16 protein-coding genes are annotated in these 19,049 nt (G+C 69.0%); 9 read left to right on the top strand and 7 right to left on the bottom strand.

What is annotated here, in order from left to right; all coding sequences use genetic code 11:
* Positions 1-2 precede the first annotated feature (2 nt).
* A complete protein-coding gene (locus KL788_RS08840) occupies positions 3-1,703 on the bottom strand; it encodes an aldehyde dehydrogenase family protein (RefSeq protein ID WP_293170490.1) in 1,701 nt (566 codons plus the stop codon).
* Positions 1,704-1,817: 114 nt separating this feature from the next.
* Here KL788_RS08840 and KL788_RS08835 point away from each other — a divergent pair, with 114 nt between their 5' ends.
* From KL788_RS08835 to KL788_RS08825, 3 genes are read left to right on the top strand one after another with little or no spacing between them, the layout of a single operon-like run.
* Positions 1,818-2,882, top strand: coding sequence for a type III polyketide synthase (locus KL788_RS08835; protein WP_293170488.1), 1,065 nt, complete (start codon positions 1,818-1,820; stop codon positions 2,880-2,882).
* Entirely contained in the window at positions 2,879-3,409 is a 531-nt protein-coding gene (locus KL788_RS08830; protein WP_293170486.1) for an isoprenylcysteine carboxyl methyltransferase family protein, read from the top strand. Before KL788_RS08835 ends, KL788_RS08830 begins: the two co-directional genes overlap by 4 nt.
* On the top strand, positions 3,406-4,467 hold the full coding sequence (locus KL788_RS08825; RefSeq protein WP_293170484.1) for an NAD(P)/FAD-dependent oxidoreductase: 1,062 nt from the start codon (positions 3,406-3,408) through the stop codon (positions 4,465-4,467). Before KL788_RS08830 ends, KL788_RS08825 begins: the two co-directional genes overlap by 4 nt.
* 6 nt (positions 4,468-4,473) lie before the next feature.
* On the opposite strand, the gene KL788_RS08820 is transcribed toward KL788_RS08825, so the two are convergent.
* Positions 4,474-5,133, bottom strand: coding sequence for an HAD hydrolase-like protein (locus tag KL788_RS08820; protein ID WP_293170482.1), 660 nt, complete (start codon positions 5,131-5,133; stop codon positions 4,474-4,476).
* Positions 5,134-5,259: 126 nt separating this feature from the next.
* Here KL788_RS08820 and KL788_RS08815 point away from each other — a divergent pair, with 126 nt between their 5' ends.
* Positions 5,260-6,825, top strand: coding sequence for a hypothetical protein (locus KL788_RS08815; protein WP_293170480.1), 1,566 nt, complete (start codon positions 5,260-5,262; stop codon positions 6,823-6,825).
* Between the two features lie 76 nt (positions 6,826-6,901).
* Here KL788_RS08815 and KL788_RS08810 read toward each other — a convergent pair whose 3' ends face one another.
* From KL788_RS08810 to KL788_RS08795, 4 genes are all read right to left on the bottom strand, one after another.
* Positions 6,902-8,902 carry a DUF7507 domain-containing protein gene (locus tag KL788_RS08810; RefSeq protein ID WP_293170478.1) on the bottom strand — a complete coding sequence of 667 codons (2,001 nt, stop codon included), beginning with the start codon at positions 8,900-8,902 and terminating at the stop codon, positions 6,902-6,904.
* 144 nt (positions 8,903-9,046) lie between these two features.
* The gene (gene nucS, locus KL788_RS08805) at positions 9,047-9,742 is read right to left on the bottom strand and encodes an endonuclease NucS (RefSeq protein WP_293170476.1); all 696 of its coding nucleotides are present in this window, start codon (positions 9,740-9,742) and stop codon (positions 9,047-9,049) included.
* 23 nt (positions 9,743-9,765) lie between these two features.
* The gene (locus KL788_RS08800; RefSeq protein WP_293170474.1) at positions 9,766-10,587 is read right to left on the bottom strand and encodes an SDR family NAD(P)-dependent oxidoreductase; all 822 of its coding nucleotides are present in this window, start codon (positions 10,585-10,587) and stop codon (positions 9,766-9,768) included.
* A 9-nt stretch (positions 10,588-10,596) separates the two neighbouring features.
* Positions 10,597-11,850, bottom strand: a complete 1,254-nt coding sequence (locus KL788_RS08795) for an MFS transporter (RefSeq protein WP_293170472.1) — start codon at positions 11,848-11,850, stop codon at positions 10,597-10,599.
* 202 nt (positions 11,851-12,052) lie between these two features.
* Here KL788_RS08795 and KL788_RS08790 point away from each other — a divergent pair, with 202 nt between their 5' ends.
* From KL788_RS08790 to KL788_RS08780, 3 genes are all read left to right on the top strand, one after another.
* Positions 12,053-12,229 (top strand): CsbD family protein, encoded by a 177-nt coding sequence (locus KL788_RS08790; RefSeq protein ID WP_293170470.1) that lies wholly within the window; start codon positions 12,053-12,055, stop codon positions 12,227-12,229.
* 104 nt (positions 12,230-12,333) lie between these two features.
* The gene (locus KL788_RS08785; RefSeq protein ID WP_293170468.1) at positions 12,334-13,698 is read left to right on the top strand and encodes a TrkH family potassium uptake protein; all 1,365 of its coding nucleotides are present in this window, start codon (positions 12,334-12,336) and stop codon (positions 13,696-13,698) included.
* Positions 13,691-14,386: a potassium channel family protein gene (locus KL788_RS08780; RefSeq protein ID WP_293170466.1), complete on the top strand. Its 696-nt coding sequence runs from the start codon at positions 13,691-13,693 to the stop codon at positions 14,384-14,386. Before KL788_RS08785 ends, KL788_RS08780 begins: the two co-directional genes overlap by 8 nt.
* Here the strand turns inward: KL788_RS08780 and KL788_RS08775 are convergent.
* Positions 14,383-15,702 carry an MATE family efflux transporter gene (locus KL788_RS08775; protein WP_293170464.1) on the bottom strand — a complete coding sequence of 440 codons (1,320 nt, stop codon included), beginning with the start codon at positions 15,700-15,702 and terminating at the stop codon, positions 14,383-14,385. The two genes, KL788_RS08780 and KL788_RS08775, sit on opposite strands and share 4 nt — an antisense overlap.
* Positions 15,703-15,734: 32 nt before the next feature.
* Between KL788_RS08775 and KL788_RS08770 the strand changes: the two genes are divergently transcribed.
* Positions 15,735-17,012, top strand: coding sequence for an MFS transporter (locus KL788_RS08770; RefSeq protein ID WP_293170462.1), 1,278 nt, complete (start codon positions 15,735-15,737; stop codon positions 17,010-17,012).
* The gene (locus tag KL788_RS08765) at positions 17,009-18,970 is read left to right on the top strand and encodes a M13 family metallopeptidase (protein ID WP_293170460.1); all 1,962 of its coding nucleotides are present in this window, start codon (positions 17,009-17,011) and stop codon (positions 18,968-18,970) included. The genes KL788_RS08770 and KL788_RS08765 overlap by 4 nt, the downstream gene beginning before the upstream one ends.
* Positions 18,971-19,049 lie beyond the last annotated feature (79 nt).

Raw genomic sequence — 19,049 nt, 5'->3', positions numbered from 1 at the left:
CCTCAGCCCTTCCGGTAGCTGTCGATCGCGGCAGCTCCGATCGGGGCGGCGATGGCCCACGAGTCGATGCCCGCGAAGCGCGTCAGACGGCGCGCGGTGATGTGCGAGGTCTGGTTGTCGACGTACCAGAGCGGGGTCGGCGAGGGCTTCCAGGCGCCCGTGCCGACCGTGCGCTCGACGTGCTCGGGGTCGAGTAGCAGCGCGTTGTGCACGACTCCGATACCGCTGCCGACGTTGTCGAGCGTGTGCCCGGGGTACGCGCCCCAGCTGCCGCCTGGCATGCCGAAGATCGTGCCTGTCCAGGCGTTGACGCCGATCGTGCCGTAGCGCAGCTCGGCGACGGCGGCGTCGAAGTGGGCGCCGAGCGTCTCGCGCGTGCGGGGATGAATGTGGATGCCCGCACTGAGCGTGCCGTCGAGCCGATTGTTCGCGAACGCGACCGCGTGGGCGAGGTACGCCGCAGGTTCGCGAGATCCGGAGAGCCGCACGACGCCGAGCACGGGCCCGAACGCCTCCACCGTGAAGAGGTGCTCGTCGCGCTTCTCAGGGTCGAGGTGGTCGATGAGCGTGCGGGGCACGTTGGGGTCGCCGCCGAGCACCGAGGCGTCGGGGTGCATCGTGACGGCGGCGAGCTGGCGGCTTGAGGCGCCAGGGTAGTAGGCGGGGCGCACGGGTGCTGCGGCGAGACGGCGACGCAGCGCGTCGACGAATTCGTCAGCCCGCTGCCACGCTTCGGGAATCACGACGATCTGCGTCGCGACGCAGTTGAAGCCGCTGTTGTGCAGCCGCTGGGTGACGATGTCGCGAGCGACGTCGTCGACGTTCTCGGTCGTCCACCCGTCTTCGGGCACGACGATCGCCGGGCCGACGCCGCCGAGCTCGCTCGAGATCGGCTTGGTGAGCAGTGGGGTGCCGGCCGCCTTGCGCGCCTCGGCCTGATCGTCGGCGCCCCACACGATCGCGTCGTGGGTGTGGCGGCTGCCTGTGATGTGCACGGTGTCGACCGCCTCGTGCGCGATGAGCGCGCCGCCCAGCTCGTGGTCGCCTTCGACGACGAGCAGCACCCCGAGCTCAATGAAGGGGGCGTAAGCCTGCTTCAGCGCCGCAGCGAAGCCGGCCTGCACGGGGTTGAGCTTGACGACGACGGCCGAAGCCTCTTGGTAGAGCGCGGTCAGCACGTCAAGGGCGGGAATGCCAGTGAGGTTGCCGGCGCCGAGCACGAGCGTGACACGCGGCTCGCGGTTCGGGTCGCGCAGCGCTCGAGCGACACCGCGTCGCGCCTGGTCGAGCGAGACGCCGGGCCGCAGCCACAGGTGCGCCTCATACCCCTGCAGCACGAGATCTTTCGGCAGATACGGGAAGACCCGCAATGTCGTGCGGCCTCCGGGCGCCGTGCTGAGCTCGACATGGTCGATGGGAGATAGGCCACGGTCGAGCATCCGGAGCGTCTTCTCGATGGCGCTCGTCGCGGTGATGACCGAATATGGACCGCTCGACCATTCTTCTCCTGCGGCGGGCGAGCGGAGGTCGATGCCCTTGATGGCGCACGCCGCGTCGACCCACGCGGGTGCTGCCGCGAGGGTCGCGGCCCGCACCTCGCGCAGCAGCAGACGGCGCTCGGCGATCGTCATGCGCACCCAGCGCTCGGCACCCTCGCGCAATGAGCTCAGAGCGGGTTCGAGTTCGGCGATGGTGACAGCCACGGTGGTTCCTCCTGCGCACGGTCGGCGACGAATGATCCGACGCGTCGACCCTACTCGCGCACGGCCCGTGTCAACCCTGCGAATCGGTGCAGGGTGCTGTGCCATCATTCCGCCATGGCTCAGATTCTCGCGGTGGCGCCGGTGCTGCCCGAGCACGCCACCACGCAACGTCAGATCACCGACGAGCTGGCGCAGGGCATGACCGACGACCCCGCCGCCCGAGCGGTCATGCACCGCATTCATGCCGCGAGCGGCATCGACACGCGTCACTTGGCACTGCCGCTCGCCGAGTATCGAGGCCTCGAGGGCTTCACAGCGACGAACTCTCTGTTCGCCGAGCTCGCTCTGCCGCTCGCCGAGCGCGCGGTGACGGCGGCGCTCGCCGAGGCCGGGCTCACGGTCGCCGACGTCGACCACCTTTTCTTTACGACCGTGACGGGGCTTGGCGCACCGTCGCTCGATGCGCAGCTGGCTACGAGCATGGGCTTTCGGCCAGATCTGCGGCGGGTGCCGAGCTTCGGCCTCGGCTGCGTGGCGGGGGCGGCGGGGCTCGCGCGAGTCGCCGATTATCTGGCGGGCAACCCTGCCGGCGTCGCCCTGCTCGTCTCGGTCGAGTTGTGCTCGCTGACGCTGCAATGGGACGACCCGTCGATGGCGAACGTCGTCGGCACCGGCATCTTCGGCGACGGCGCCGCCGCGGTCGTCATGGTGGGGGATGCCCACCCCGCGGCACTCGCCGCCGCCGAGCCGCGCGCCCACGTGGTCGGCAGCCGCAGCGCGCTCTACCCCGAGAGCGCCGAGATGATCGGCTGGCGCATCGGCGAGAGCGGCTTCAGACTCATGCTCGCCGCAGGCGTGCCTGCGCTCATTGACGGCCACTTCGCGGCCGCGGTCGACGAGCTGCTCGCCGAGGCCGGTTGGAGTCGCGCCGACGTCGACGACTGGATCGCCCACCCGGGCGGCCCGCGCGTGCTCGAGTCGTTTAGCGCCGCGCTCGATCTCGCTCCCGCCGCACTCGCGACGAGCTGGGCCGTGCTCGCGCGCGCCGGCAACATGTCGTCGGCCGCGGTGCTGCACGTGCTCGCCGAAGGGGGCGGGCGCCCGGCCGGAACGCGCGGTGTGCTCTTCGCGCTCGGCCCGGGCGTCACCGCCGAAATCGTCCTCTTGGAGTGGTCATGAGTGTTGTTCTCTACATCGCCTTGGTGCTCGCGACGGGCGTCGAGCGCCTCATCGAGCTCGTCATCTCGAAGCGAAACGCGGCCCACGCCTTCGCGCAAGGTGGTGTCGAGTACGGCAAGGGGCACTTTCCGTTCATGGTCGTACTGCACACCGGGCTCTTGCTCGCCTGCATCGCCGAGGTCATGCTGCTCGACCGCCCGTTCATCGGCGCGCTCGGCTGGCCGATGCTCGTCATCGCGCTGCTCTGCCAGGCCGGCCGCTACTGGGTGATCGCGTCGCTCGGCCGACAGTGGAACACGCGCGTCATCGTCGTGCCGGGGGCGGCTCGCGTCACCCGCGGGCCGTACCGATTCGCCTGGCTGCGCCACCCGAACTACTGGATCGTCGCGATCGAGGGCATCGCCCTGCCGCTCGTGCACTCGGCGTGGATCACCGCGATCGTCTTCACGGTGCTCAACGCCGTGCTGTTGCTCGCCTTCCGCATTCCGACCGAGAACCGCGCACTGGCGGCGCTGCGCACGACATGACGGCCTCCTCCACCGGTGGGCGCCGTCTCGACGCCGATGTGCTCATCGGCGGCGGCGGGCCCATCGGCCTCGCGACGGCGCTCGAGCTGCATGCGCGAGGACTCACCGCGATCGTGCTCGAACCGCGTGAGGGCACGATCGACAAGGCCTGCGGCGAAGGCCTCATGCCGGGGGCGCTCGCGGCGCTCGGCAGACTTGGCGTCGACCCGGCCGGGCACCCGTTGCGGGGCATCCGCTATCAGGATGCCCGCCGCTCGGTCACGCACCGCTACCGCTCGGCGGCCGGGCGAGGCGTGCGTCGCACGGTGCTGCACGATGCACTGCGAGCGCGCGCGGCCGAGGTGGGCATCGAGACGCGGCACGAGCGGGTCGATCGCATCACGCAGAGCGACATCGACGTGACCGCCAACGGCCTGCGGGCGCGCTGGCTCATCGGCGCCGATGGGCTGCACTCGACCGTGCGCGAGGTCGCCGCGCTCGACCGGCCGGCGCGCGAGTCGACGCGCGGCGCACGACGCTACGGTCTGCGGCAGCACTTCGCCGTCGCGCCGTGGAGCGATCTGGTCGAAGTGACCTATCTGCCCGACGCCGAGCTCTACATCACGCCCGTCGACGAGCGCACGGTCGGTGTCGCAGTGCTCGCGCCTCGCCCGCTCGACCTTGAGATGGCGATCGCGCAGACTCGTGAACTCAAGGAACGGCTCGAGGGTGCCGACGAGGCGAGCGCGCTGCGCGGAGCCGGCGCGCTGCGGCAACGCACGCGCGCGCGCACGGCGGGCCGGGTCGCGCTCGTCGGCGATGCCTCGGGCTATGTGGATGCTCTCACCGGCGAAGGTCTGCGCGTCGGGCTCGCCCAGTCCGAGGTTCTCGCCGACTGTCTCGCCGCCGGGTCACTCGCGGGCTACGAGCGGGCATGGGCGCGGTCGACGCGCGACTTCCGCGTGCTGACCGCCGGGCTGCTCGCCGCTGCGACCTCGCCCGCGCGGGGGCTCATCGTGCCCGCGGCAGCCGCGCTGCCGCGCGTCTTCGGCGCAGTGGTCGAGCGCCTCGCGCGCTGACAGGCTCTACAGCCCGAGCAGCGTGCGCAGCTCGTCGACGTCGTGGGCGACGGCTCGGGCGTGCTCCCATTCCGCGGGCTCGCCGTAGCCCCACGACACGGCGATCGTCGGAATACCGTGAGCGGCAGCACCCTCGACGTCGTGCACGCGGTCGCCGATCATGATGGGGCGCGAGAGATCAGCATCCATCGCCCGCAATCGAACGAGCGCCTCGGCGACGACATCGGCCTTCGCACTCCGCACCTCGTCGGCCGAGGCACCCGTGATCAGATCGAAGTGGTGGGCGATCGTGAAATGCTCGAGCATGAGGGTCGCGGGCAACTCGGGCTTCGAGGTCGCGAGGCTGAGCGGAATGCCCGCCTCGGCGATGTCGGCCACGAGCAGCCCCATGCCCGGGTAGAGGGTTGCGTCATATGCCCCTCGGTCGAGATACCGCTCGCGGTAGACCTCGAGGGCGCGCTCGCGCTCGGCCAGGTTCATGCCCGCGCGATCGCGGAACGAGTCGAGAATCGGCGGGCCGACGTAGCGCAGCAGCTCGGCCTGGTCGGGAATCGGCAGACCCAGCTCGCCGAACGTGTAGGCGAGCGTGTCGGTGATGCCGGGTGCCGAGTCGGTGACCGTGCCGTCGAGGTCGAGCAAGATCGCGGTGTAAGGAAAGGGAGACATGAGGTTTTGAGAGTAGCCCGACTGCCACTGACGCAATACGAATACGGCGCAGGAGCGCGCGATGCGAAAGGGCCTCAGACGTGACAAAGTTCGGCGATCCGCTGTATCTCGAGAGGAATCTTCGACATGTCACCCACCCGCCATGGTGCGCGCCTGGCTAGCGCGACCGCAGCACTCGCGATTCTCGCCATCGCCGTCGGCGCCGGCGCCGCGAGCGCCAGCCACTTTCGTGCCAGTGGACCCGACCTGTCTGTCACGGGCGATGTTGCCACGTGGGAGTTGACGAGCGCCTGGGCGACGAACAGTCATGGAACCTTCGTTGCTGAAGAAGAGTACGACGACGACCTCGGCGACTACACGGGTGAGTGGGTCGGCGAGACCGAGGTCAAGGCCATCAGCTCCTACTCAGACATTCCGGGCGCGGGCGCGGGCACGGGAGTCACGCTGTCGATCACGAGCGTGATCGAGACAGACGAGCCGCTCTTCGCGCAGGTCGTCGAGACCATGAGCGGCAGCCTTGCGGGTCTTCCCGACGGCCTCTACGAGCTGTATGCCGAGGGGTGCTGCCGCGTCGGCGACATCGAGAACAGCGCCACCAGTGACTTCTCGCAGTGGGTGCGTTTCAGCAAGACCGGATCGACCTACGCCGTTGCCCCGCGCCTCACCTCGCCCATCATCTACGCACCGCTCGCCCTCGACGGAACCACGACGATGGTCTCGTACGCCGCCCCCGGCGCGACCACCTGGACGGTCGTGGAGAGCGCCGACGGGCCGTACTACGGCTCACAGACTTTGCCCTGCTCGACCTTCGTCGGCGCCGCCCTCGAGATCGGCGCGGAACACTGCACCGGGGGCGACGTGTACACCGACATCTACCTCACCGGCACCTTCTGGGCGTTCAAGACGACGATCGCCGACGCGGCTGGCCGCCAGAGCGTGGCCGAGACGCTGTTCCGCGTTGAGTCCATCCCCGAGCCGTACATCGACGAGCACGCGTGGCTCGACGGTGGCGGCACCGCTGTCTTCAGTGCCTACGCCGAAGACGTCGTCGTGAACAGCTGGCGCGTCACGTGTACCAACACCGCCGACTCGACGGACGTGCTGACCGCGACCTCGCCGACCTCACCGATCTCTGTGTCGGGCTTCATCGGCGAGCAGCAATATGACTGCGTCGTCGCGGCGACCAATGGTGCCGGCACGGGTACGACCACGCAGGGCGACTATGTCGTCACGGCTCCTGACATTGAACTTGCACTGGAGTTCGGTGCTGGTGACCTTTATGCCGGTAGCTCTGCACTCGTCAGTGGAGCGGGACTCGACGAAGAATCTGACTACACGTTGACGATGTACTCCGACCCGCTCGAGCTACTGAGCGGTGTCACCGACCTCGACGGCGCCTTCTCAGAAGACGTGGTCATCCCTGAAGATGCATGCATCACCGGAGAGCACGAACTGCGCCTTATCGGTCAGTCTGACAATGCATCGGTTTCGGCCTCGCAGTACGTCGAGATCGACGCGGAATGCATGGTGGTGCGCGTGAGCAGCACGCCGTTCGGTGCCCCCGAGCTCGCCGAGACCGGCAGTGCGCCGACCGCGCTCGCCGTGGGAATCGGCACCACGACGCTCGCCCTCGGCGCCGCATTGCTGCTCGGCGCGGGGCTGTTGCGGCGGGCATCCCGCCGCACCGTCTGACAGAGCAGACGAACGGCAGTGCCCCGGCTCGATCGAGCCGGGGCACTCGTCGTCTACAGAGCGACGCTCTCGGAGGTCAGGGGGTGGTCGCGTGACGCCGACTGGCCGCCGTCAGACGAGCAGCGCCGACTGCGATGAGCCCAGCGCCGATGAGCGCGAGCGCGAACAGGAGCGGCACCTCGGTCTCTGCGCCGGTGGCCGCGAGTCCCGAGAGCTCAGCCTCAGGGGATGCTGGGTCAGGTTCGCCAGTGTCGGGCAGGTCGAACGTCGGCAGCTCGGTCAAGACCTCGATGCTCACGAGCTGCTCATCAGAGACCGACAGGGCAGCGATCCCGGTGACCGCGTCGCCGGCGACTGAGATGGTCCTCCACATGATTCCGGTCTCGGCATCGTCATCGGTCACGACGTACAGTTCGTCGGCGACGCAGGTGGTCGACTCGCCCACCTCGAGCGAGTCGTCGACGCAGGTCACCGTGCCGAACACCGGGTCAGTGACCACGATGCTGGTGAGTGCTGCGTTACCCACGTTCGTCACGACGAATCGAGCGCGCAGCAGGTCTCCGGCGTAGATCGAGCCATCGGCGTCGGTGGTGCTCTCGTTGTCGTGCGAGACCGTCACGGAGATCGCCGGTGCAAGGGCCTCGGTGGTGACGGTCGCCACCGACTCGGCAGACTCGACGGGCGCCGCGCCGAAGGGAGGGGTGGCGCGAGCCGTCGCTCCGTTCGAGACCGAACCCACGACAAGGTCACCGGAGGCCACCACGTGGGTGGACGTTCCGGTGCAGTTCGCGCTCTCGCCCACGGCCAGCGTCGACGGAACGCACGTGATCGTGCCGCCTTCCGGGTCGACGACCGTGACATCACTGAGAGGCACGTCTCCGGTGTTCTCGACGACATAGCTCCACACGATGGTGTCGCCGAGGGCGGCGGCGTGGTGGTTCTCTGCCGGCGCCACCGTGCCTGAGGTGACGATCGACACGGAGGGAGCATCCGGCGTGATGGCGGTTGTCGTCGTGTTGGAGGTCGACACCCGCGCCTGAGCCGACAGCGCATCGGTGAAGGCGACCGTGGCCGTGTTGTCGACGGAGGGGAGCGCGGCGATCGAGTCAACGGTCACGCTAAACGAGACGGTGACGGATGCTCCTGCCGCGAGTGTTCCGCCCACTGAGCTCGACGCGCCACTACCCACCCGCACACGAAGCTCGCGCGAGTCGACATCGAACTCGCCAGCATCGTCGGCGAGGTCGTCGGTAACTGTCGTCGTCGCGGCGCCGTCGGTGACGGAGATCGACCCGGGAATGAGCGAGACACCCACCGGCAGGCTGTCGATCACCGAGGTCAGCGACGCGTCGCTCGCACCCTGGTTCGTGGCTGTGACGGAGTACTGAAGGGTGTCTCCGAGACGGACGGTGTCGCCACCCGTGAGGTTCGTGACGCTCTTGCTCGTGACGACGCACGCCCCGGAGGTGACCGAGACGGCGTCGACGAAGTTGCCGTACGAGGCATTGCCGTTCGCGCTGCTGATCGAGTCGAACGAGATGCGCGTGATGGTCTGGCCGGCGGGAACCGTGTAGAGGCCCGAGTAGGTGCGCCAGGTCTGCCCGGTCGCGAGGGTCGACTGCAGGGCGAGAGCAGCCTCGGGGGCGCCCATCCGCACCTCCATGGTGTCGATGCCGGTGCGTCCGCGGTGCTGAAGCTGCCAGCGGATCGTCTCTCCGGGCGTCGTGGCGACATCTTGGTAGAGCTTCGACCGCTGGGTCGCGTTGATCTCGACGAACTGCACGCCCTCGGGTACCGGCACTCCCTGGAAGGGCGCGTGCCAGATCTCGATCCTGTCGTCGGTCGCGGTGGTCGACCACCCCGGCATGGTCGATTCGTTGACCTGTCGCGAGGTGTTCGCCGGAGTGGCCGGGTTCTCGAACGACCCGTTCTCAATCGAGACGTTCGCGCACGTGCTCGGCAACTGAGCGGCGCGTGACTCTGGCACGGGCGCGACCGCCACGACGAGAGCGCTCACGGCAATGACGGCGGTGGCAGCGGCGGCGCGCTGCACAAAGCTCGGGTACAGACGATGCATGAGGGGTTCGGGCTCCCAGTGACAGACCAGATCTTCCGAGCATCGGGCTGCTCTCCGGTCAGAGAAACAGGTTCGCTTATTCCGCAGCGGGTCGCGTCCCCCAGAACAGGGGGACGATCGCGGTCGAGGCCGGGCGCGACCGGTTCAGAAGAGTCGGGGTACTCCGTCGTCGAGGCCGCGCATCGTGTCATAGTCGAGCAGCAGACAGCGTATGCCGCGGTCTTCGGCGAGCGTGCGCGCTTGCGGCGTGATCTCTTGCGCCGCGAACACTCCGGCGACCGGCGCGAGCAGCGGGTCGCGGTTCATGAGCTCGAGGTAGCGCGTCAACTGCTCGACGCCGTCGATGCCGCCCCGGCGCTTGATCTCGACGGCGACGGATGCTCCGCGCGCGTCGCGCGCCAGAATGTCGACCGGGCCGATGGCCGTCATGTACTCGCGGCGCACGAGCGAGAACCCCTCGCCCAGCAGCTCGATGTGCTCGGCCAGCAGCTTCTGCAGGTGAGCCTCGACACCGTCTTTCTGCAGGCCGGGGTCGACGCCTAGCTCGTGCGCCGAGTCGTGGAGCACCTCGTGGATACTGACCACCAACAGGTCGGCGGTCTTCGCGTGCGTCACGCGCCAGAGCTCGAGCACCCCGGCCTCGCGCTGGTCGTCGTCGGGCTCGTCGATGACGAGGGTGCACGGCGGGCTCATCCAGTTGAGCGGCTTGTAGCTGAGCGCGTCAGCGTGCACGAGCAGGCTGCCGTCGCTCTTGTGGATGAGCAACCGCGTCGCGAGCGGCAGGTGCGCACTGAGCCGGCCAGCGTAGTCGACGGAGCAGCGGGCAATGACGAGGCGCATCCGCTCAGCCTAGAGCGGTCGAGTCACGCCCAGAGGCCCGGGCGGCGCTCCTCCGCGATGCCGTTACCGCCGTCGACGACGATGAGCTGGCCGGTGACGTACGACGCTCCGGGCGAGGCGAGCCAGGCGATCGCGCTCGCGACCTCGTCGGGTCGGCCGCTGCGGCCGAGGGGTACGAGCTCGCCCTCCTCGGCCTCCTGCTCGAGCTGCGAGGCGGTGGCGATCCAGCCGGGGGCCACGGCGTTGACGGTGATGCCGCGGCGGGCCTCGTCGACCGCGAGCCCGCGAGTGAAGCCGAGCACGCCGGCCTTCGCGGTGGCGTAGCCGAGGTCGTCGCGCGCGGCCTGCACCGCGCCCGTCGTCGATGCCACGTTCACGACGCGGCCCCAGCCCTGCGACCGCATGCCCGCGATCGCGGCCCGTGTCACGAGGAACACGCTCGTGAGGTTGACGTCGACCGCGCTGCGCCACTCGCCGATGCTCATCTCGATGTCGCCGCGGGGGAACTCTTCACCCGTGGCGATCATGCCCGCGTTGTTGACGAGGATGCTCAGCGCGCCCACCGCGTCGACGGCGGCCGCGACGGCTGCACCGGCGGCCTGCTCGGTCTCCAGTCGCGCGACGACACCGTGAGCGTCGAACCCCAGCTCGGCCAACTCGGCCACGCGATCGTCGATGCGTGAGGTCGTGGCGGTCATGACGACGCGGGCTCCGCGCTCGGCGAGCGCACGAGCCGTGGCGAATCCGATGCCCTGAGCAGATCCGCACCCCGTGACGAGAGCCGCGCGACCTGTCAGGTCGAGGTCGTGCGGCAGCGGCGGGCGTGCGGAAGCAGAGCTCGTCATGCGGTGAGCTTAGGGGCGGGCATCCGTCGACGGGGCGTCAGCCGACGCCGCACCCGCGGCCGCGCCGCTCTCACGCGCGGCCGGCGTCGCGACGAAGGCGAGCGCGATGAGCACGAGCACGACCCAGAAAGCGTTGAGCAGGCCGAACTGCTCGCCCAAGAAGCCGAGCAGAGGCGGCCCCACCAAGAAGGCGAAGTAGCCGACCGTCGCGACAGCGGCGACGCGCGCCGCGGCCTTCGACGGCTCATCGGCGGCGGCTGACATGCCGACCGGGAATCCGAGCGCAGCGCCGAGCCCCCAGGCAACGATGCCGATCGCGGCTGCAACGGGGTGGGGCACGAGAATCAGGATGGCGATGCCGAGCATGGCGAGCAGGGCCGAGGCTCGCAGCACGGGCACGCGGCCGAACCGGTCGAGCACCCAGACGCCGCCGATGCGACCGACCGTCATGGCCGTGGCGAAGAGGCCGAAGTAGAGAGCACCGGTCGCTTCGGTCACACCGCGGTCGTCGACCATGGCGAGGGCGAGCCAGTCGTTCGCCGAGCCCTCGGCGAAGGCCATGCCGAGCACGATGAGTCCGATCACGAGGGTGCGCGGCTCGCGCCAGATAGCCATGCGCTCGCGGAATGTCGTCGTGGCGGGGCCGGGGCCGTCGTCATCGAGGCCGGGCAGGGCGCGATGACGCGGCAGGGAGCGCACGGCAATGAGAGCCGCGATCGCGAGCAGCACGGCCATGCCGGCGAGGTGCACGTCGAGCGAGACTCCGAGCGCAGTGATGCCCGCGGCGATCGCGGCCCCGACGATCGTGCCCATGCTCCACGCCGCGTGGAACCACGGCATGATGCTGCGGCCCTGAGCCTGCTCGACCCCGGCACCCTCGACGTTCATGGCCACATCGGTGATGCCCGTCGTCGCCCCGAAGACCACGAGCGCGATGAAGGTGACGGCGAACGAGCCGAGCGTCTCAGAGCCGAAGCCCATGAGGGCGAGCGCACCGAGGCAGCTCACCAGGGCGATGAGAATCGTCGTGCGTGAGCCGATGCGCGCAATGATGTGCGACGACGCCAGCAGACCGGCGATCGAGCCTGCTGCCATGCCCATGATGAGCACGCCGAACTGGTCGGTACGCACGTCGAGCGCGTCGCGGATAGCGGGCGTGCGGGCGAACCAGCTCGCCATCGCGAGGCCGTTGATGGCGAACACCGCGAACACGGCGAGGCGCCAGGCGGTGAGAGAGGGGCGAGTGCCCGCAGATGTAGTCACGACGATCTTTCGAGAGAGAGGATGCTCGCGCTCGTTGACCGGAGGCAGCGCGTCCGACAACGCTAACAGTGGCGCAGCAGGCGAAGGATGCCGACGGCTTGCTGAGAAGTCAAGGGGGCGCGGTCGACTGCGCGCAGTGGCACCGTTGGTGAGGTCGATCCACGAGATCGACAAAAGAACCGACGACGACAAGGAGTCGACCATGAACGATGCAGCAGACAAGATGAAGCACAAGGGCGAAGAGCTCGGCGGCAAGGCGAAAGAGACCGCTGGCAAGGCCACTGACAACGAAGAGCTCGAGGCGGAAGGTCGCGCCGACCAGACGTCGGCCAACCTCAAGCAGGCCGGTGACGACGTCAAGGACGCCGTCACGAACTGAGTCTCGCCTCACACGATCGGGCGCTCGGGCTTCGGCTCGGGCGCCCGTCGTCGTGCGCAGGGCCCGGCGCTTGCGTTTTGCGGCCGGAGTACTAGAGTCTGCGGGTGCCGTTTTCGAGGGGCCGCAGCACATCGGCCCTCACACGCTTTCGCCTCAACGCCCCGCAAGCCGTCGTCCTGGGGTTTCTCGCCGTCATTGCGGTCGGTACTGGCCTGCTGTCGTTGCCTTGGGCGCACGAGCCCGGTGCCGAGGTTACCGTGCTCGATGCGGCCTTCACGGCTGTCTCGGCCGTCTGCGTGACGGGGCTTATCGTGGTCGACACTCCCGCGGCATTCTCGCTCTTCGGCGAGATCGTCATCATTGTGCTCATTCAGGTGGGCGGGCTCGGCATCATGCTCGTGGCCTCGCTGATCGGCTTGACGCTGGCACGCCGCATGCGCCTGCGCAACCGCGTATTGACGGCAACGGAGAACCGTAGCGTCACACTTGGCGACGCCGGTCGACTCGCTCGCGGCATTCTGCTGACGTCGCTCGCGATCGAGGCCGTGCTCGCCGTCATTCTGTCGCTGCGGTTCGCGTTCGCGTACGGCTACGACGGTGTCAATGCGGCCTGGCTCGGCATCTTCCACGCAGTGTCGTCGTTCAATAACGCGGGCTTCTCGTTGTTCTCCGATTCGATGATCGGCTTCGCGACTGACCCGATCATCGCGATCCCCATGTGCATCGCGATCATTCTCGGCGGTCTCGGGTTTCCGGTGCTGCTGCAGCTGCGTCGCGAGTTCACACGCCCCCTGCACTGGAGCATGAACACCAACATCGTGCTGAGCATGACCGCTGTGCTGCTCGGCGGCGGCACGATCTGGATCGCGGCCAACGAGTGGAACAATCCCGGCACGATCGGCACGATGTCGTGGGGCGACCGCCTGCTCGTCGCCTTCTTTCACTCAGTGCAGGCGCGCACCGCCGGGTTCAACAGCGTTGATGTGGGCCTCATGCAGCCCGAGACGTGGCTCGGCATCGACATCTTGATGTTCATCGGCGGCGGCCCGGCGGGCACCGCTGGCGGCATCAAGGTCACGACCTTCGCGGTGCTGCTGTTCATCATCATCACCGAACTGCGCGGCGACGGGGCCGTCAACATCTTCGGCAAGCGGCTCTCTCGCGCCGTGCACCGTCAGGCCATCACGATTGCTCTTCTCGGGGCGGCTGCCGTCGCCGCGGCGACGGTTGCGCTCATGACGATGACGCACCTCGACCTCGACGTGCTGCTGTTCGAAGCCGCGAGCGCCTTCGGCACGGTCGGCTTGAGCACGGGCATCACCGGCGACCTGCCGCCCGAGGCGCAAGCGCTGCTCATGGTGCTCATGTTCCTCGGCCGACTCGGCCCCCTGACGCTCGGCACCGCGCTCGTGCTGCGCGAGCGCCGAACCCTCTACGAGCTTCCGAAAGAAAGGCCCTCCATTGGCTAAGTCACCCTTCCGCACCGGCCGGGCCGGGCGCATTGCCGAGGCAGACTCGGTCGTCGTGATCGGGCTCGGTCGCTTCGGTCGCGCGCTCGCCCTCGAACTCATGGAGACGGGCACCGAGGTGCTCGGCATCGACAATGACGAAGAGATCGTGCAGTCGCTCAACGGCGAGCTCACGCAGGTGGTGCGCGCCGACTCGACCCGTGAAGAGACGCTGCGGCAGCTCGCCGTGCACGAGTTCGACCGCGCGGTGGTCGCGATCGGCGGCGACATTCAGGCGAACATCCTCACCGCATCCATCTTGCGCGGATTCGAGATTCCGCACTTGTGGGCGAAGGCGACGAGCGATCAGCACGGCCGCATTCTGGAGCAACTCGGGGTCGCGCACGTCACCTACCCCGAGGCCGAGATGGGCAGACGTGTCGCCCACCTCGTGCGCGGCGCGGCGCTCGACTACATCCCCGTCGACAACGACTACTCGCTCGTGAAGATGAGCCCCAACAGCATTGTCATCGGCCGACGACTGGGCGACAGCGGCATCCGGCAGAAGTACGGCGTGACTGTTATGGCCGTGCGGCGCGGCGGCGAGCCCTGGTGCAACGCCGACTCCGACACTGTCGTGCAGCCCGACGACACGATTCTCGTCGCCGGGCCGACGGTGAAGGCCGAGGCGTTCGGCCAACTGCGCTAGCGGGTCGCGCCGGTCACGATCCAGGCCGAGCCGCGAGCGCGCAGGCCGAGCGTCAGCGCGCGAGCGCCCAGGTAGACGAAGGTGAACGCGGCGAGCAGCCAGCCCAGTTCTCTCACGAACGGCAGCACGGCGAGATAGGCCAGCAGGTTGAGCACGCCGGTGATCGCCAGATAGCGGCCGTCGCCTGCGCCGATGAGCACTCCGTCGAGCACGAACACGAGACCTGCGAGCGGTAGCCCGATCGCGAGGATGATGAGAGCGAGCGGCAGGGCGGCGCGCACCGCATCATCAGAGGTCATAACGAGCGCAATGAGCGGGATGCCCGCCATGACCAGCACCGCCAGCACCACTCCGACGACGGCACCCCAGGCGAGCAGGCGCCGCGTGATCGCGTGCACGCGATCAACCTCTGCCGCGCCGAGGCCGTGACCGATGAGCGCCTGGCCCGCGATCGCAAGGGCGTCGAGCGCGAGGGCGAGCAGGCTGTAGATCGCGAACCAGACGTGCGTTGCCGCGAGCTCGGTCGTGCCGAAGCCCGTCGCGACGACGACCGTGACGACGAGCGCGACGCGCAGGCTCACGGTGCGCAACAGCAACCACGAGCCGGCGCGGCCCGCGGCCGCGATGCCCGCGCGCCCCGGGCGCAGGGCGGCCCGCGCCGCGCGCGCGTGCCGCACGCACACGCCCACGAGCACGGCGGCCATGGCCCACTGCGCGATGACCGTGCCGATCGCCGACCCCGCAATGCCGAGCCCGAGCCCGTAGATGAGTACCGCGTTGAGCGCGATGTTGGCGCCGAAGCCGGCCGCGGCGACGATGAGCGGCGTGCGAGCATCCTGCAGCCCTCTCAGCAGACCGGTCGCGGCGAGCACCAGCAGCATCGCGGGAATGCCCCACCACGCGATCTGCAGATAGACGAGGGCCGCGGCTGTCACGGCGGACGCCGCGCCGAACCAGCCGACGACGAGCTCGCTCGTGGGCAGCATGACCGCGAGCAGCAGCACGCCGATGCCGAGCGCGAGCCACAGTCCGTCGACCCCAGCGCTGAGCGCGCCGCGCGGGTCGCCCGCCCCGAGCCGTCGCGCCACCAGGGGAGTTGTGGCGTAGGCGAGAAAGACGAGTAGCCCGATCGCGGTCTGCAGCACCGTGCTCGCCAGGCCGAGGCCCGCGAGCGGCTCGACCCCGAGGTGGCCGACCATCGCCGTGTCGGTGAGCACGAACAGCGGCTCGGCAACGAGTGCGCCGAGAGAGGGCACCGCGAGGCGGAGAATGTCGCGATCGAGCGCGCGGCCGAGTGGGGGGCGCGAGTCGGTCACGACGCCACCGTAGCCCGCTCTAGCATCAGTGCATGCTCTCGGTGCTGCGCGACCGCCGCTTCGCCGCCCTGTTCGGTTCGCAAGTGGCGTCACTGCTGGGCACCGGCGTGCTGACGGTCGCGATCGCCCTGCTCGCGGCGCGCATCGCGGGCGACAATGCGGGCGTCGTGCTGAGCATCGCGCTCACCATTCGCATCGCGACCTATGTGGTGGTCTCGCCCATCGCGACGGCGCTGCTCGCCGGTCGCTCATCGCGCGCGATCCTCATCGGCGCCGACGCCGCACGCATCGTGATCGCGCTCTCGCTCGTAGTCGTGAGCGAGGCCTGGCAGCTGTATGTGGCGATTCTGCTGCTGCAGACCGCGTCGGCCGTCTTCACCCCTACTTTTCAGGCCGCGATTCCGGAAGTGCTGCCCGACGAAGGCGACTACACCGCCGCCCAGTCGCTCTCGCGGCTCGCCTACGACCTCGAGTCGCTCGTGAGCCCGCTGCTCGCCGCCCTGCTCGTGACACTGCTGCCCACCTCGTGGCTGTTCGCGGTGACCGCTGTCGGCTTCGCCCTCTCGCTCATCGCCGTGCTGCTTTCGCGCCTGCAGCTGCGCACGCCCGTCACGGGCGAGCCCTTCGTCTCGCGGCTCGTGCGCGGGCTGCGGCTCATCGCGACCATCGAGTCGACGCGCTTTCTCGCGCTGCTCGATGCCGTCGTGGCTGCTGTCTACGCGACGGTGCTCGTCAACACCGTCGTCATCGCACTGCGGCTCGAGGGCGAGGTCGACGACGTCGTCACGCCGCTCGCGATCGCACTGGCCCTGTTCGGCGCCGGGTCGATTCTCGTGGCGCTGGCGCTGCCGGCCCTGCTGAGGCGCACCACCGATCGGGTTGTCATGACGGGCGGGGCCATCGCCGCCATCGCGGTGCTGGCCGTCGTCGCGCTCATCGAAGCCGGGCCCGGGCTCGATCTGCTCGGCCTCGGCGTCTTCTGGCTGCTGCTCGGCGCGGCCTCGTCGGCGATCAGCACACCGAGCGCGCGCCTCATTCGGCGCGACGTCGCCACGGCCGACCGCCCCGCGGTCTTCGCCGCGCGGTTCTCGACGTCGCACGCGTGGTACGCGGTGGCGTATCCACTCGCGGGCGTGGGTGGAGCGGTGTGGGGGGGTCGCGGCAGCGACCGGGGCGCTTGCGGCGCTCGCGTCGGCCGTGCTGGTGGCGGCGGTGGGGGGCGCGCGGAGGGCATCCCGAACCGCAGCGACATCGCTGGACTGACTTTTCTGCCCGCTGCACGGGTCGGGCCATTAGGCTCTGGCGGGTGACTGACGTGCTTGCGAGCGGCATCGACCGCGCAGAACTCGACCCCGCGGTGCGACCGCAAGACGACCTCTACCGCCACGTGAACGGGCAGTGGATCGCCCGCACGCCGATTCCGGAGGACAAGGCGCGGTACGGCTCGTTCTTGGTGCTCGCCGAAGAAGCCGAGAAGGCCGTGCGCGAGATCATCGAGCAGGCGCAGAACGCTCAAGCCGGCACGCTTGAGAAGAAGGTCGGCGACCTCTATGCGAGCTTCATGGACGCCGAGCGCATCGAGGCCCTCGGCGCAGCACCGCTGGCACCGCTGCTGACGGAGGTCGACGCGGTCGCTGATGTGGATGCTCTGCTCGCGACCGTCGGCCGCCTCGAGCGCCGCGGGGTGCCGGGCTTCGTGCAGCTCTTCGTCGACAACGACCCGGGCGACCCCGAGCGCTACCTTGTCTTCGTCGAGCAGGGCGGGCTAGGCCTGCCCGACGAGGCCTACTACCGCGAAGAGAAGCATGCCGAGACGCTCGCCGCCTATCGCGCGCACGTCGAGCGCATGCTCTCGCTCGCGGGCCTCGACGACGCCGCGGCTCGCGCCGAGCGCGTGGTCGCCCTCGAGACGGCCATCGCCGCGCACCACTGGGACACCGTGAGATGCCGCGATGCTCAGGCGACCTACAACCTCACGACCTTCAACGACTGGGCCGCGCGCGTTGCGGGCGTCGACCTCGCGACGTGGCGCGATGGCTACGGCATTCCGGCCGAGACGCTCGCCGAGGTTGTGCTGCGCCAGCCCGACGTCACCGATGGCATTGCTGCCGAGCTCACCGGTCGCGACCTCGATGAGTGGCGCGACTGGCTGCGTTACGCGATCGTGCGATCGATGGCACCGTATCTGTCGAGCGCCTTCGTCGACGAGAGCTTCGCGTTCTTCGGCCGTACGCTCACCGGCGCCCCTGAACTGCGCGCGCGCTGGAAGCGCGGCGTCGCCCTCGTCGAGCGCGCCATGGGCGAGGCGGTCGGCGCCACGTACGTCGAGCGGCACTTCAAGCCGACCGCGAAGGCGGCGATGGACGACCTCGTCGCAAACCTCGTCGAGGCCTACCGCCAGAGCATCGAGACGCTCGAGTGGATGACTCCTGCCACGCGCGAGCGTGCCCTCGACAAGCTACAGAAGTTCACGCCCAAGATCGGCTACCCCGACCGCTGGCGTGACTACTCGTCGCTCGAGATCGACGCCGACGACCTGCTCGCCAACGTGCAGGCTGCCGGCGAGTTCGAGTTTCAGCGCGAGCTGAAGAAGATCGGCTCGCCGATCGACCGTGACGAGTGGTTCATGACCCCGCAGACGGTCAATGCCTATTACAACCCCGGCTTTAACGAGATCGTCTTCCCCGCCGCCATCCTGCAGTTTCCGTTCTTTGATGAAGATCGGGATGCTGCGGCCAACTACGGCGCGATCGGCGCCGTCATCGGCCACGAGATCGGCCACGGCTTCGACGACCAGGGTTCGCGCTTCGATGGCGACGGGCGACTGCACGACTGGTGGACCGAAGAAGACCGCACGGCGTTCGAGGCGCGCACGGCAAGCCTCATCGCCCAGTACGACGCGCTCGAACCGACTGAGACGCCCGGCCACCACGTGAACGGCGCGCTCACGATCGGCGAGAACATCGGCGACCTCGGCGGGCTCGGCATCGCCTGGAAGGCCTACCTGCTGTCGCTCGACGGCGCTGAGCCGCCGGTCATCGACGGCCTCACGGCCGCTCAGCGCTTCTTCTTGTCGTGGGCGCAGGCCTGGCAGATCGCCATTCGCCCCGAAGAGGCGCTGCGGCTGCTGTCGATCGATCCGCACTCGCCCAACGAGTTTCGGTGCAACCAGATCGTACGCAACCTTGATGCCTTCTACGAGGCGTTCGACGTCACCCCTGCCGATCAGCTCTGGCTCGAGCCTGACGCCCGGGTGGCCATTTGGTAGATGCGCCGCTGACGCGAGATCGGGGTGCTCGGGCGGGCGCCCCGCGTCAGGCGCGCCATCTGGCGCTTGAGCGGCAACC

The sequence above is a fragment of the Microcella sp. genome, from assembly GCF_019739195.1.
In the GTDB taxonomy this organism is placed as follows: domain Bacteria; phylum Actinomycetota; class Actinomycetes; order Actinomycetales; family Microbacteriaceae; genus Microcella.
The sequence above is the reverse complement of the archived record's forward strand: the minus strand, read 5'-3'. Positions and strand labels throughout refer to the sequence as shown.

Coding starts and splice junctions, on each gene's coding strand:
- KL788_RS08835 (WP_293170488.1), top strand. CDS start 1,818: ATGGCTCAGATTCTCGCGGTGGCGCCGGTGCTGCCCGAGCACGCCACC.
- KL788_RS08830 (WP_293170486.1), top strand. CDS start 2,879: ATGAGTGTTGTTCTCTACATCGCCTTGGTGCTCGCGACGGGCGTCGAG.
- KL788_RS08825 (WP_293170484.1), top strand. CDS start 3,406: ATGACGGCCTCCTCCACCGGTGGGCGCCGTCTCGACGCCGATGTGCTC.
- KL788_RS08820 (WP_293170482.1), bottom strand. CDS start 5,133: ATGTCTCCCTTTCCTTACACCGCGATCTTGCTCGACCTCGACGGCACG.
- KL788_RS08815 (WP_293170480.1), top strand. CDS start 5,260: ATGTCACCCACCCGCCATGGTGCGCGCCTGGCTAGCGCGACCGCAGCA.
- KL788_RS08810 (WP_293170478.1), bottom strand. CDS start 8,902: ATGCATCGTCTGTACCCGAGCTTTGTGCAGCGCGCCGCCGCTGCCACC.
- nucS (WP_293170476.1), bottom strand. CDS start 9,742: ATGCGCCTCGTCATTGCCCGCTGCTCCGTCGACTACGCTGGCCGGCTC.
- KL788_RS08800 (WP_293170474.1), bottom strand. CDS start 10,587: ATGACGAGCTCTGCTTCCGCACGCCCGCCGCTGCCGCACGACCTCGAC.
- KL788_RS08790 (WP_293170470.1), top strand. CDS start 12,053: ATGAACGATGCAGCAGACAAGATGAAGCACAAGGGCGAAGAGCTCGGC.
- KL788_RS08770 (WP_293170462.1), top strand. CDS start 15,735: ATGCTCTCGGTGCTGCGCGACCGCCGCTTCGCCGCCCTGTTCGGTTCG.